Origin of the sequence: Kitasatospora sp. NPDC091257 (genome assembly GCF_044757675.1) — a bacterium.
GTDB lineage: Bacteria > Actinomycetota > Actinomycetes > Streptomycetales > Streptomycetaceae > Kitasatospora > Kitasatospora lactacystinica.
In genome coordinates this window covers 1-12,911 of record NZ_JBIVVI010000102.1, presented here as the reverse complement: position 1 = coordinate 12,911, position 12,911 = coordinate 1, and the positions used below count along the sequence as shown (strand labels likewise).

Annotated in this window: 10 protein-coding genes, 1 tRNA gene and 1 pseudogene; 8 read left to right on the top strand and 4 right to left on the bottom strand. The window is 75.6% G+C overall.

Annotation, left to right across the window (positions count from 1 at the left end):
* A partial coding sequence (locus ACIQOV_RS07400) for a hypothetical protein (RefSeq protein WP_401045951.1) occupies positions 1 to 676 on the top strand: 676 nt, incomplete at its 5' end.
* Positions 677 to 1,109: 433 nt separating this feature from the next.
* Positions 1,110 to 2,279: an HAD-IA family hydrolase gene (locus tag ACIQOV_RS07395; protein ID WP_401045947.1), complete on the top strand. Its 1,170-nt coding sequence runs from the start codon at positions 1,110 to 1,112 to the stop codon at positions 2,277 to 2,279.
* 123 nt (positions 2,280 to 2,402) lie between these two features.
* Here the strand turns inward: ACIQOV_RS07395 and ACIQOV_RS07390 are convergent, their stop codons facing one another.
* On the bottom strand, positions 2,403 to 3,209 hold the full coding sequence (locus ACIQOV_RS07390; RefSeq protein ID WP_401045944.1) for a GNAT family N-acetyltransferase: 807 nt from the start codon (positions 3,207 to 3,209) through the stop codon (positions 2,403 to 2,405).
* 1,016 nt (positions 3,210 to 4,225) lie between these two features.
* Here ACIQOV_RS07390 and ACIQOV_RS07385 point away from each other — a divergent pair.
* The 5 genes and pseudogenes from ACIQOV_RS07385 to ACIQOV_RS07365 all read left to right on the top strand — a co-directional run.
* Positions 4,226 to 5,467, top strand: a pseudogene (locus tag ACIQOV_RS07385) (helix-turn-helix domain-containing protein); the annotation flags it as partial.
* A 638-nt stretch (positions 5,468 to 6,105) separates the two neighbouring features.
* On the top strand, positions 6,106 to 6,708 hold the full coding sequence (orn, locus tag ACIQOV_RS07380; protein WP_401045941.1) for an oligoribonuclease: 603 nt from the start codon (positions 6,106 to 6,108) through the stop codon (positions 6,706 to 6,708).
* Between the two features lie 176 nt (positions 6,709 to 6,884).
* Positions 6,885 to 6,960: transfer RNA gene (locus tag ACIQOV_RS07375), tRNA-His, on the top strand.
* A gap of 183 nt (positions 6,961 to 7,143) precedes the next feature.
* Positions 7,144 to 7,590, top strand: a complete 447-nt coding sequence (locus tag ACIQOV_RS07370) for a DUF4442 domain-containing protein (protein ID WP_359908975.1) — start codon at positions 7,144 to 7,146, stop codon at positions 7,588 to 7,590.
* A 110-nt stretch (positions 7,591 to 7,700) separates the two neighbouring features.
* Positions 7,701 to 8,618: a hypothetical protein gene (locus ACIQOV_RS07365; RefSeq protein ID WP_401045938.1), complete on the top strand. Its 918-nt coding sequence runs from the start codon at positions 7,701 to 7,703 to the stop codon at positions 8,616 to 8,618.
* Positions 8,619 to 8,862: 244 nt separating this feature from the next.
* On the opposite strand, the gene ACIQOV_RS07360 is transcribed toward ACIQOV_RS07365, so the two are convergent.
* The 3 genes from ACIQOV_RS07360 to ACIQOV_RS07350 all read right to left on the bottom strand — a co-directional run bounded on the left by ACIQOV_RS07360 (position 8,863) and on the right by ACIQOV_RS07350 (position 10,977).
* The gene (locus tag ACIQOV_RS07360) at positions 8,863 to 9,321 is read right to left on the bottom strand and encodes a GNAT family N-acetyltransferase (protein ID WP_401045935.1); all 459 of its coding nucleotides are present in this window, start codon (positions 9,319 to 9,321) and stop codon (positions 8,863 to 8,865) included.
* A gap of 130 nt (positions 9,322 to 9,451) precedes the next feature.
* The gene (locus ACIQOV_RS07355) at positions 9,452 to 10,357 is read right to left on the bottom strand and encodes a fused MFS/spermidine synthase (RefSeq protein ID WP_359908982.1); all 906 of its coding nucleotides are present in this window, start codon (positions 10,355 to 10,357) and stop codon (positions 9,452 to 9,454) included.
* A gap of 104 nt (positions 10,358 to 10,461) precedes the next feature.
* On the bottom strand, positions 10,462 to 10,977 hold the full coding sequence (locus tag ACIQOV_RS07350) for a hypothetical protein (protein WP_401045933.1): 516 nt from the start codon (positions 10,975 to 10,977) through the stop codon (positions 10,462 to 10,464).
* 262 nt (positions 10,978 to 11,239) lie between these two features.
* On the opposite strand from ACIQOV_RS07350, the gene ACIQOV_RS07345 reads away from it, so the two are divergent.
* Complete coding sequence (locus ACIQOV_RS07345; RefSeq protein ID WP_401045930.1) at positions 11,240 to 12,862, top strand: tetratricopeptide repeat protein; 1,623 nt, start codon at positions 11,240 to 11,242, stop codon at positions 12,860 to 12,862.
* Positions 12,863 to 12,911 lie beyond the last annotated feature (49 nt).

The following is a 12,911-nucleotide window of genomic DNA, read 5'->3' as shown; positions in this document are numbered from 1 at the left end:
GGGGTTCGCCACGCCGCTGGCGGGGCCCCTGGCGCTCACGGCGGGCGAGGCTGCCCCGACGGGCGAGGCCGCGCAGAGCGCGCGCGAAGCCCGGCGGGCCGTCACGCCCCGGGCCGGACTCCCCTGGCTCTGCCGGCCGGGCCACATCGGTCGGCCGGGCCACGCCGATCGGCTGGACCGCACGGGCCGCTCCGGCCGCCTCGGATTCCTCGGCGGCGTCGGCTCGCTCGCGTCCCGTCCGTACGCCCGGGACGCGGCCCGGGGCTTCGGCGCGCGCGTCAGCTCGTCCATCGACTCGTTCATCGACTCGTTCATCGGCTCGTCCATCGGCTCGCGGGCCGACAGACCCGCCCGCGCCGCCGTCCCGGCGACCGTCGCCGTGGCCACCGTCGCGGCCGTCGTCACGGTCGCCGTCGGGACCGCCTTCGCGGCCCTCACCGAGGCGGCCACTGCGGCGATCACGGCCGTCGTCACCGTGCCGGTCGGCGCGGACTTCGGCCGGTCCGTCGGGACGGTCGCAGGCAGACCCGCCCGCCGGGCCCACGCTGCGGGGCGTGTCCGGTTCGACCGGTCGGGGAGGCTCAAAACCAGCCATGGCTCACGGCTCTTCGATGGAGAGGGGCCGACAGGAGAGGAGAACAACGCTGCCCGGGCAGCAGGCCCGCCCACGGGATGACGTCGGTCTGCGCCGCGCAACACCGTATGGACCTGTTCCTTTCAGAGTACGACGGGCCTGGGGCCCCGCCCAGCGAGGAAGCCCCTGAGCGACGTTGTTCCCGCGAAAGGGGGATGCGCCCGCCGGGGCAGTGCGCCCCGCCCACAGACGATCGCGCCCCCTCCGGAAAGGAGGTTCCCTGGAGCTTGACTGAGCGGACCGGGCGGCGCAACAGCCCCACGGGACACCGTGACCGGACTGTCATGGATCGGCGACGATCCGTTGCGGCGCGTCGCGAACCGTGACGTCCGACCTGCCCCAACAGCCCCGGACAGCCCGCGCGTCATCGCCCGCCGCAGGCGTACGGAGGCCGTTTCGGCCACTCCGTACGGCTTCGCGACGCCGTCTGGCATTTGCCAGGTGCATAGGCTCGGCCGCTGGCACCATGCTTGGCATGCCCCTGCTCCTGTTCGACCTCGACAACACCCTGTTGCCCCGGGACGCCGCCTACCGGGCCTGGGCGCAGGACTTCCTGTCCGAACACGATCTCCCGCCGGGCGACCTCGAGTGGTTCGTCACCCTCGACGGCGGCGGATACGTTCCGCGCAGCACCGTACTGTCGGCGGTCCGGCGCCGCTACGGGCTGGACGTCTCCGCCGACTTCCTGATTGCCCACTACCGACGCGGCATCAACTCCCATATCCACTGCCCGCCCAGGCACATCGAGGCGCTGCGAGCCGCCCGGGCGGCCGGGTGGACGCTCGGGATCGTCAGCAACGGCGGCACCCGGCCGCAGCTGGAGAAGATCCGGCGGACCGGACTGGGCCCGCTGGTCGACGGCTGGGTCATCTCCGAGGAGGCCGACTGCGTCAAACCGGACCCGCTGATCTTCGAGATGGCCGCCCAACGGTGCGGCATCGCACCCACCGGGGACTGGGCCGAACACACCTGGATGATCGGGGACCACGCACCCGCCGACATCGCCGGTGCCGAACTGACCGGGCTGCGCAGCGTCTGGCTGCACCACGGGCGGCCGTGGGCGGAGAGCGGCTACCGGCCGACGCTGAAGGCGGCCGGCCTGCCGGAGGCGGTCGGCCAGGTCCTCGCCGCACGGAACGCGCCCTCGCCCCGACCGGGCGTCCGCTCCGACGGGCCGCTCCGGAAGACGGCGGCGGGGATGCCGGGCTACACGACGGCGCTGGTCGGCGCACGGTCCGGCGCACGTCCCGCGATGGCCGCCCTGGACGGCCCGAGCGCATCCGTTTCCGCAACGACCGGGCCGGCCGGCGAGCCCGCCCCCGCGGGCGGGCCCGGTGTCCGAAACCGATCAGGCGGGTTTGCCGTGATCGCCGAGGCCCGCACGGACACCGGAGCGGACTCCGGGACCCGTGCGGCCGGCAGACCGGGCCCGGCCTCGGACGGCCGCCGCCCCGCACCGATCACAGCGACGGCCACAGCGACGGCCAGAGCCACGACCGCAGCCACGACCGTCCGCCCGAGGCTCGACGGCGCCGCACCCGCCCCGGTCGCCCTCACCGTTGCGCCCGGCACGGCATCGTCCGCATCTTCCGCATCGCGCTCGGCGACCACCGCGTCCGCAGCCGCCGTGGCGGCCGCCCAGTAGCGCCCGGCCGCCCCCTTCACATCCCCGCCGTCCCCGCCGCACCCCAGCGCCACCGCGCCCTTGCCCGCCGCCCGGCACCCGGCGGCCGGCACCCGGCAGCCACCGCCCACCGCCCCACTCCGGCTACCCCACCGGCTCCGTCGACGTGCGGGTCCACCAGCAGGTGCGGGCCTGCTCGACGAAGCCGAGCTTGCGGTAGAGCGGTTCGCCGAGCGAGGTGGCGACCAGGGTGGCCGGGCGGTCCGGGTGTGCGTGGGCCAGCGCGGTCCGGAGGACGGCGCCGGCCACGCCCCGGCCGCGCCGGTCGGGCAGGGTGGCGACCCAGTACACGCCGGTGGCCCGGCCGTCGTCATAGGTGAGGCAGGTGCCCGCCACCGCGCCGTCGACGTGGCCGAGCCAGCCCCGCCAGCCGGGCACGTCCAGCAGTTGCTCCGGGAGGGCTCCGCCCCGGACCCAGGGCTGTCGGGCGGGCAGCGGGAAGCCTTCCACGATGGCCCGCTCGACCATGGCGAAGCCGTCGCCGTCCCGCGCCTCATCCACCGTCAGGACCCCGCCTCCGCGCGCCTCCGAGACCGCGGGCAGGACGGCGGTCGCGCCTTCGACCGGTCCTGGGTCCCGGACCATCACCGGCATGAGCGGCATCCGGGTGGCCCCGAGGCCGGTGAGGTCGAGCCCGCCGTACGGGTCCTCCACGGTGCAGCGTATGGTCGACCACTCGGCCATCAGGTCCGCCAACTCCTGCGCCAAGGAGGCCGGTTCGCCGTAGGGGCGGGTCACCACGATGCGGTGCGCGTCGTCCGGGGTCCGGGCGCACCGGACCGCGGTCAGCCCCGGGCGGGTGCGGGACTGCCAGCCGTGGACGCGGGCTTGGGCGAGCCAGAAGGCGGCGGCGTTGTCGTTGGCCCGTTCGAGCCGGCTGCTGGTGTTCACGGCAGGACCGTAACCCGGCGGTCCGGTTCCCGGTTCCCCCGTTCTGGGCTTGGCCGGATGAAGCCTGGGAGGCGCACGACTTCTCCCCGTGCGCCCCCTCGTGCACCGCCGATTTTCGGTCAATTTCGCGCCGATCCCTCCCGCTTGGGCAAATCCGCAGCCCAGACCAGCCGGCCGGGCGCACCGGAGCCGGACGCCCCAGGAACCGTCCCGCGACAACCAGCCACCGTTGCCCCGGCCCTCTTCCCAGAAAGGTCGACGGGTGCCACGCTTCGTGATCGAATGCATCACGCCAAATTGCCATGTCGACATAGCGTCGGATGGTGAACTTGTCACAACGGCAATGGTCCACCCGATAGATTTCGATCTTGGCCAGCAGTGCCGCACCACCCACACCACACCACCGAGGGGGCTTGAGCGCCTTGAGCAGGGTGAGCAGGAGCGACGCGGGTCCTGACAGCGGCCAGGCGGCGGCCGGCGGCGCGGGTCGGTCCGCGAGAGGCACTGGCACCACCGCGATCGCCACCACCCGCACCTCCGGCCCCCAGGGCGCCGCTTCGCACTCCTCGTACTCCACGGTGCCCTCCCCCGGGGCGGGCGCCGGCGGCGGTCCCGGTGCGACGCCGACCGCCGCGGACCACGGCGTGGCGACGCCCTACGGGATCCAGTCCCCCTACGGAGGCCAGCCCGCCTTCGGCGGACAGTCGTCGTTCGGCGGACAGCCCGTCAGCCGAGGACCCGTCAGTCCTGGCCAGTCCTACGGCGGCGAGCACCCGGGCTATTCCGGCCACCCCGGGCACCTCGCCCATCCCGGCCAGTACGGAGGCCATCCCGGCCACGCCGGCCACCCCGGTCATTCCGGCCACCCCGGCTACGGCGGCGGCACCCCGGGCCTGAACGGCGCCCCCGCCGCCGGCCCGGGCGGCGGTCCGCTCGGCGGCCTCGCCCTCGGCTCCGGCCACGGCCACGGCCCGCTGGGCCACGGCGGGCCCGGCGCGAACGGCTCCCCGACCCCGATGACGTCCTCCGCCCCGCGCAAGCTGTCCGGCCGGCGCCGCCGGGAGACCGTCGCCGTGCTGATCTTCGGCGGTGCCCCGATCTTCGAGAGCTCCATCCCGCTCTCCGTCTTCGGCGTGGACCGTCAGGACGCCGGGGTACCCCGCTACCGCCTGCTGGTCTGCGCCGGCGAGGAGGGGCCGCTGGCCACCACCGGCGGCCTGACCCTCTCCGCCCCGTACGGCCTGGAGGCGCTCGCCCGGGCCGGCACGATCGTCGTTCCGGCCTGGCGCTCGATCTCCCAGCCGCCGCCGGTCGAGGCGATCACCGCCCTGCGCAAGGCCCACCACGAGGGCGCCCGGATCATCGGGCTCTGCACCGGCGCCTTCGTGCTGGCCGCCGCCGGTCTGCTCGACGGCCGCCCGGCGACCACCCACTGGATGTACGCGCCGACGCTGGCCAAGCGCTACCCGCGGGTCCACGTCGACCCGCGCGAGCTGTTCGTCGACGACGGCGACGTGCTGACCTCCGCCGGCACCGCCGCCGGCATCGACCTGTGCCTGCACGTGGTGCGCAGCGACCACGGCGCCGAGGCGGCCAACGCGCTGGCCCGCCGCCTGGTGGTGCCGAGCCGCCGCGGCGGCGGAGGACAGGCCCAGTACATCGATCAGTCTTTACCGGAGGAGATCGGCAACGACCCGCTGGCCGAGGTGGTCACGTGGGCGCTGGAGAACCTCAACCAGCAGTTCGACGTCGAGGTGCTGGCGGCTCGCGCGTACATGAGCCGGCGCACCTTCGACCGGCGGTTCCGCACGCTCACCGGCAGCGCGCCGTTGCAGTGGCTGATCACCCAGCGGGTGCTCCAGGCACAGCGGCTGCTGGAGACCTCGGAGCTGTCGGTGGACGATGTCGCGCGCCGGTGCGGGTTCCGTTCGCCGGTGGCGCTGCGCGGGCACTTCCGGCGCCAGCTCGGGGTCTCCCCGGCCGCGTACCGGACCAGCTACCGGGCCCGCCGTCCCGGTCAGCAGCCGAGCGCGCCGGCCGGTGCGCTCGGCGACCTGCGGCTGCCCGGAGCGCTGCCGCACCCGGCGGGCGCGGTCGCGCCGGCGGGTGGGCCGCTGTTCGGCGGGGCGCACGGTGTGCCGTCGGCGCAGCCGTTCCCGGCCGGTCCGGGAGCGCCGCTCGCGGTCGGGCAGCACGGGCAACCGGTGCCGCACGGCCAGCAGGGGCAGCAGATCGGTCACGGGCAGCCGGGAGCGCACGGCCAGCCCGGCGGGTTCGGTCCGGGCCAGGTCGGGACGCCGACCGGCCAGCCCTTCCACGTCCGGGCCGGTCAGCCGTACCCGCACCAGCAGGCCGCGCAGCAGTCGCACCCCGGGCAGCAGGGTGCGGCAGGGCGCGGTCCGCTGCGGCCGCCGGTGGTTCCGGCGCAGGCCGGACCGGGGGCGGGGACCGGACGTCCGCCGCGCACCGCGGAGCACGCGGCGGCGGAGGACGGTCTCCCGCAGCCGGGGGTCCGCGGTCAGGGCCAGGGGCACCGGAGCGCGGCCGAGCGGCCCGCGGACGAGCCGGGTGCGGCCGGGCGCGGTCACGGCGCGCCCTCGGGACGGATGCCGGCCCCGGCCGGGCAGCCGGGCTCCGGGCCGGGTGAGCTCCGCGGTCGCCAGGCCCGGGCTCCGCAGGTCCGCGGCCAGGCGGCCGGCCGGCCCTCGGCCGAGGGCGCCCGGGCGGCGCGCGAGGTCCGGGCCGGACGGGACGGCCATGCGGTCCGGGCCGGCCGGGAGGGCGAGCACCCGGACGGCCCCGGTACGCACGACGGGCCGGAGGATCACCAGGCCGAGGCACCCCGCTCGGCTCCACCGGTCCCCGCGGCGCGTGATCGCGCCGTAGGGTGAGTTGTGTGAATGACCGTTTGGTATGGATCGACTGTGAAATGACCGGCCTCGACCTCGACCGGGACGCCCTGGTCGAGGTCGCGGTGCTGGTGACGGACTCCGAGCTGAACATCCTCGGCGAGGGCGTGGACGTCATCATCCGGCCGCCGGCGGAGGCGCTGGCGAACATGCCCGAGGTGGTGCGCGAGATGCACACCGCCTCCGGGCTGCTGGAGGAGCTGGAGCAGGGCGTGACCCTGGCCGAGGCCGAGGAGCGGGTGCTCGCCTATGTGCGCGAGCACGTACCGGAGGCGGGGAGGACCCCGCTCTGCGGCAACTCGGTGGCCACCGACCGCGGCTTCCTGGCCCGGGACATGCCGGCTCTGGAGAAGCACCTGCACTACCGGATCGTGGACGTCTCCTCGATCAAGGAGCTGGCCCGCCGCTGGTACCCGAAGGCGTACTACAACAGCCCGCCGAAGGGCGGCAACCACCGGGCGCTCGCCGACATCCGGGAGAGCATCGACGAACTGCGGTACTACCGCGAGGCGGTGTTCGTCCCGCAGCCCGGCCCGGACGCCGACACGGCGCGGGCGATCGCCGGGAAGTACCGGTCCCCGGCGAGCTGAACCCGGGGCCGCCGGTCCGGGCCGCTCCCGGAACGGCCCGGCGGAACCCCGCTGCAGGGTCGGAGAAGGTGCCCGCGTCGGCCGGATCGAAACCCTGGCGCGAGCACCCTCTCGGATCCTGTAGAGTTCTTCCTGTCGGAACGGGAACGCGAGAGCGCGAACGGACCGGACAGATGGTGGGTGTAGCTCAGTTGGTAGAGCACCTGGTTGTGGTCCAGGTGGCCGCGGGTTCGAGTCCCGTCACTCACCCCAGAGCCTGAGGGGCCGATCTCTTCAAGAGATCGGCCCCTCAGGCGTTTTCGCATTCCCTCAGCTGTGCACGGCCTCAGTTGCACGCCCCCCACCCGGATGTGCGCTCCCTCACACGTGCCCGCCTCGTCGACTTTCCGGCCGACCCCCTGCCGCCAGAAGCTACCGGCTAGTAACATCGTCGCCATGACCACACCCACGATCGGCAAGCTGCTCGACGACACCGTGCCGATGGCGCACACCCTCAACCTGGACTACCTGGAGACCACCCCGGAGCGGGCCGTGCTCCGCCTGCCGGACCAGCCCGCGTACCACAACCACGTCGGCGGCCCGCACGCCGGCGCGATGTTCACGCTGGCCGAGTCCGCCAGTGGCTGCATCGTGCTCGCCGCCTTCGGCGACCAGCTGTCCCGGGCCGTGCCGCTCGCCGTGAACGCCGAGATCGCGTACAAGAAGCTCGCCATGGGCGACGTCACCGCCACCGCCGTGCTCGGCCGCCCGGCCGCCGAGATCGTCGCCGAGCTGGACGCCGGCGGCCGCCCCGAGTTCCCGGTCACCGTCGAGATCACCCGCGCCGACGGCGCCGTCACCGGCGTGATGACGGTCACCTGGACCCTGCGCCCCAACTCCTGACCACCACCCGGCCGTTGGCCCCGGGAGCGCCGGCCCCGGGGCCACCCGCGCGATGACCGTCCGTGACGGTGGGCGTGACCTCACCACCCGGCCGCTCGTTCTCGATTCACGTGCGAGCCAATCACGCGACCAAGCCCCAGGAACCCGCCCCTCGCGGCGGCGCCGGTGCCCGCCGCGGGATCGCCCGGTGGCTGCCCCGCCCCCGGGTCGTCGCCGCCGCAGGAGCCCTGCTCACGCAGCTCTGGGGAGTCGGCGCCCCCGGGGCGTACGCGGCCGCCGCCGACCCACCGCCGGACCCGGCCCGGCCCGCCGTCCGGCGCGCGCTGCACGGCGCCCCGGCACTCGACCGGCCGGTGCTCGACGGACCCGCCCTCGACGGGCAGTCAGCCGAACGTCCCGTCGGGTCCGGACCCTCGGCCGGCAGACCGTCGGCGGGCGGCCTGCCGGACCGCTCCCCCGGGGCCGCCGGGGAACCGGCCGGCAACGGCCCGACCGACGGGACCACCGGAGCGGTCGGCGTGGTCGGCGGCACCCTCCAGGAACGCATCCGGGCCGGCGGCCTTCCCCTGCCCGGCCAACGGGCGGCCGTCCCCGACGCCTTCGCGCTCGCATCCGGCCTCCTCGACACCCTCCCCGCCCAGGCCCGGCCCGACGACCCCCGCGCCTCCCGCGAGGGCGGACCCGCCGGCCTGTCCTCCGCCGCCCGCCGCCGACCCGACGGCACCCTTCCCGCCGTTCCCCGGCAGCGCCAGGCCGCGGAGGGAGCGCTGGTCCAGGAGGCGACGGCCACAACCGTCGACCAGGCAGGACCCCCCGCCGAGTCCGACCGGCCGGCGGACTCCACGGCCCCCGCCGGAGCCGGCCTCGGCCGGACGCCCGCGGCGGTGGCCATCGCCGACACCGCCACGGCGGCCACCTCCCATGACGGCTCCGCCACCGCGACCGCCGTCCTCGCCCCCATCGCCGCCGGGCTGCTGCTCACCGGGGCGGCCATGTGGAAGCACCGCGGGCTGCCACGCGGGCACTGAACTCGAACTCCCGGCGTCCGCCCGGAGAACGAGCGGGCCGACGCCGGGGTACGCGCATCGCGAGGCACGGGCGGGGGCACCGCCCGGCCGAAGACCGAAGGCCCGGGACTCGGTGCCGCTCCGGCAGCGAACGGTCCCGGGTCGGTCGAGCCGCGGCGTCGGGCTGCGCGCGTCCTGGGGCCGCCGAGGCGCCTCCCGCCGCCGGGCGCGGGCCGGGACAATGGCAGCGGCAGCGGCAGCCCGCCTATGGCGCGGCCAGGTCCAGGACCAGCAGCGGGAGTTCGCGTCCCGGGATCGAGCCGGACGGGACGCTGCCGATCCGGGTGGCACCCATCGCGAGGTAGAACGGCTCGGCGTTCGGGTCGGAGTCGATGATGAGCCGGCGCAGGCCGAGCTCCACGGCCAGGCCCCGGGCCTGCTCGAACAGCGCGCGGCCGACGCCTCGGCCGATCGACTCCGGCTCGACGAACAGCTGGTCCAGCGACCCGGTCGGCGGGGCGCCGGAGAGCGAGACGAACCCCAGCACCCGCCCGCCGTGCTCGGCCACCACCGTGGCCGACCGCTCGATCACGCCGGCGTCCACGGTCAGCTCCGCCCGGCAGGCGGCCATGAACGCCTCGTCGTAGCCCCAGTACGCCTTGGACCGCAGGGCGATGCCGGTGAGCAGCGCGGCCTCGTCCGGCCGGGCCGGTCTGATCTCCATGGCGCCCCCTCGGGTCGGTGGCCGGACGGCAGCGCCATTGTCGGCCGCGATCCGGTCGTCCGCCAACGGTTTTGCGGCGGGCGGCACGGCGCTGCCGGGGTTCACCGCTGGACGCGCCGGACCGCGGCCGTCAGCGGAACACCCCCGGCGGCGGTTCCGGGGACGGGGCCGCCGTGGCGTCCGTCGCCGGAACGGCTCCGGCCGCGAAGTCGGTGAGGGCGCGGCCGTGTTCGACCCGGGCGTGGGCGGAGTCCGAGGCGGCGCGGCGGGTGAGGTCGGCGACCGGGAGGGGGGTGTGGGCGGCGGCCAGGACGAGGTTGCCGAAGCGCTTGCCGCGCAGCACGGCGGGGTCGGCGATCAGGCACAGCTCGGGGAAGACCGCGCCGAGGGTGGCGACCTGGGAGCGGGCGAAGGGCAGGGCGCCGCCGTCGGCGATGTTGGCGGCGTACCAGCCGCCGGGGGCGAGGGCCCGGGCGGCGAGGGTGGTGAACTCGACGGTGGTGCAGTGGGCGGGGGTGCGGGCCCCGGAGAAGACGTCGGTGATCACCAGGTCGACGCTGTCCTCGGGAGTGCGTTCCAGCACGCTGCGGGCGTCCGCGCCGCGCACCTTGATCTGCCAGCCGCGGTCCAGGGGGAGTTCGGCGCGGACGAGTTCGGTGAGCGCGGTGTCGATCTCGGCGACCTGCTGGCGGGAGCGCGGCCGGGTCGCGGCGGTGTAGCGGGCCAGGGTGAGGGCGCCGCCGCCGAGGTGCAGGACGGTGAGCGGGCGGCCGGGCGGGGCCACCAGGTCGATCAGGTGGCCGAGCCGGCGCTGGTACTCGAAGCCGAGGTGGGTGGGGTCGGCGAGGTCGACCAGGGACTGCGGGGCGCCGTCGATCAGCAGCGACCAGGCGGCGGGGCGGTCGCGGTCGGGGCGCAGTTCGGCGAGGCCGGAGCCGACGGGGCGGCTGAGCGGGCCCTGGGCGTGGGTGCGTCCGTCCGGTCCGGTGGTGGCCGCCGGTTCCGGGCCGCGCGCGGCTCTGCTGCTTCGTCCCATACCGGCCATTATCGCCGTCGGGGTGGAACACCCACAGGTCAGGGGCGTGCCCCGGGGACCCGGCCGGAGGTTGGGGGCCCGGCGGGATCCGCGCGGCACGCCCGCTAGAACGGGCCGAGGCCGCCTGCGGTGAGCGTGCAGGCGGCCTCGCAGAGGGCGGAGCGGAGCACCCAGGCGTCGGTGGGGCGGGCGGTGCGGCCGGCGCCGGAGGGCGGGATCACCCAGCGCGGGTCGGTGGTGGCGGGCACGAGCGCGCCCGCGGTACAGGAGCTGCCGGGCAGGTGCCAGGTCTCCCAGGTGCCGGCCGGGACGAGGAAGGAGACGGTGCTGCCGTTGCGGCTCTGCAGGACGGCTCCGCAGGCGCGGCGCAGTCTCAGGATGTCGACGGCTTCCAGGCCGTGCCGCAGGGCGACGGTCACGGTGTCGCAGGCGGTGACGGAGGTCCCCTCGTCGGGGGTCGTGCGCTCGCGCCGGCGGCCGCCGCAGGGGGTGCGGCCGCCCTCGACCGGTCCCCGGCCGGAGTGCCGGTCGTCGGCGGGTTCGGGGAGCAGGGCGGGAGCCGCGCCGGCGAGCACTCCCCCGCGGACGGGTCGGTACTGCGGCAGTCCGGTGGCCATCATGGGCTCTCCTGTACCTCGTCGGTCCGGAAGCACAGCCGTTGGGCGGGGCCGCCGGGCTGGGACGGGCCGGGGCGACGGCATGGGCTTTTTCCGCGTACCAGGACAACGCGGGGCCAGCGCCGCAGGCCACGGGGCGCATTACAGCAAGGCATGGCATTTCATGGCGGATACCCAGCAACATCGCCCCTTTTGCCCTGTATTGACATTGAATGTCCAGCCAACCGAATGTGGCCGCTCGGTGACTCCGAGTACTCTCGGCGCCATGGCAGCCACCCCACCGGCCGAGCCGAACCGACCGTCCCCCAACCCCGTGATGCGCGCACTGCGCGGCGACCGTTCACCCGGCGAGTTCGCCACGGCCGTCCGCAGGGCCGCCCGCGAGATCGGCGAGCACGTGTCCTGCGACGCCCGCTACGTCGGACGGGTCGAATCCGGTGAGATCCGCTGCCCCAACTACGCCTACGAGCGGGTGTTCCGGCACATGTGGCCGGACCGCACGCTCACCGACCTCGGCTTCGCCCCCCGGACCTCCGTCCGCCGCCGCCCGGTGGCCGGATCCGGCGGGTGGAGCGAACCGCCTCCGCTCCACCCGACGTTCCCGCCCCCGCCCGCCCCGCGCTCACCACTCTCCACTCAACTCCCGTACGCTGCCTCGCCGTACGCGGATCCAGCCGCTCCGGACGGGCCCCCGTGGCCGAGTCCCGGGACGGCGCCCCGGGGGCTCGATGGATCGCCCTATCTCGACGAGGAGAACGACGACGTGCGTCGCCGTACGTTCCTGGCCGGCGGCACCACCGCGCTGGCCGCCGTGATCGGCATCGACCGACCCGCATCGGCCGCCGGCCGGCAGGCCGGTGCCGACGGCGCCTCCGGTGCGCTCACCGGCCGAGGCGCCTTCCCCGGTGCGGAGTTCACCGCACCGTCGCTACTCGGCGGCGAACCGCTGGTGCCCGGCCGCCCCGGGCCGGTGGCGCCGTCGCGCCGGGTCGGCGCCGCCGAGGTGTTCGGCGTCGAACAGGCCGTCCGGGAGATCCGGCTGGCCGACGACGCGCACGGCGCCGACGCCCTGTACGAGCTCGCCGGGCGGTCGCTGCGCAACGCCTACGTGTTGCTCAACGAGTGCGAGTACAGCGCCGAGACGGAGCGCCGACTCCAGGCCGGGGCGGGTGAACTCGCCATCTCCGTCGGCTGGTTGGCCCATGACTCGAACCGTCTCGCGGACGCCCGCTCGTTCTACTCCGAGGCGCTCGCCACCGCCCGGATGGCCGGGGACTCCGGCCTGGAGGCGCACGTCTTCTGCAACAGCGCCTTCCTCGCCCGGGACGCCGGCCGCCCGCGCGAGGCGCTGCGCGCCGCCCAGGCCGGGCAGGTCGCCGCCCGGGAGCTGGACTCCGAGCGGCTGCTCGCCCTGCTGACCATGCGCGAGGCCGGTGCCTGGGCCCTGCTCCAGGACCGCGCCTCCTGCGAGCGCGCCCTCGGCCGGGCGTACGCCCTGTTCGACCGGGGCCCCGGTGCGCGGGACCCGGAGTGGATGTCCTTCTTCGGCGAGGCCGAGATCGCCGGGCTCCAGTCGCAGTGCTGGTCGGCGCTCGGCGACTGGGACCGCGCCAGCGAGCAGGCCGTGCTGGCGATAACGCTCCAGGAGCCGCACTTCGTCCGCAACCGGGTGCTGTACACCGCCGAGCTGGCCCACGACCGGCTCGGCCGCGGGGACCTGGCGGGCGCGGCGCACCACGGCTCGGCCGCCGTCGCGCTGTTCGACGCCGTCGGTTCGGCCCGGATCCGGAGCATGCTCGCGGACACCGCGGGACGGCTGCGCCGGCACGTCGCGGTGCCCGAGGTGCGCCGGTTCCTGACCGATTACGACCGGGCGGCGGCCGCGTAGGACCCGCACAGGGCCCGCACAGGGCCCGGGCAGGCCCCGGGCAGGCCGG

Bases quoted from the DNA above. Each gene is read 5' to 3' on its own strand.
- ACIQOV_RS07350 (WP_401045933.1), bottom strand. From the start codon at position 10,977: ATGATGGCCACCGGACTGCCGCAGTACCGACCCGTCCGCGGGGGAGTG.
- ACIQOV_RS07395 (WP_401045947.1), top strand. From the start codon at position 1,110: ATGCCCCTGCTCCTGTTCGACCTCGACAACACCCTGTTGCCCCGGGAC.
- ACIQOV_RS07370 (WP_359908975.1), top strand. From the start codon at position 7,144: ATGACCACACCCACGATCGGCAAGCTGCTCGACGACACCGTGCCGATG.
- ACIQOV_RS07355 (WP_359908982.1), bottom strand. From the start codon at position 10,357: ATGGGACGAAGCAGCAGAGCCGCGCGCGGCCCGGAACCGGCGGCCACC.
- ACIQOV_RS07345 (WP_401045930.1), top strand. From the start codon at position 11,240: ATGGCAGCCACCCCACCGGCCGAGCCGAACCGACCGTCCCCCAACCCC.
- ACIQOV_RS07360 (WP_401045935.1), bottom strand. From the start codon at position 9,321: ATGGAGATCAGACCGGCCCGGCCGGACGAGGCCGCGCTGCTCACCGGC.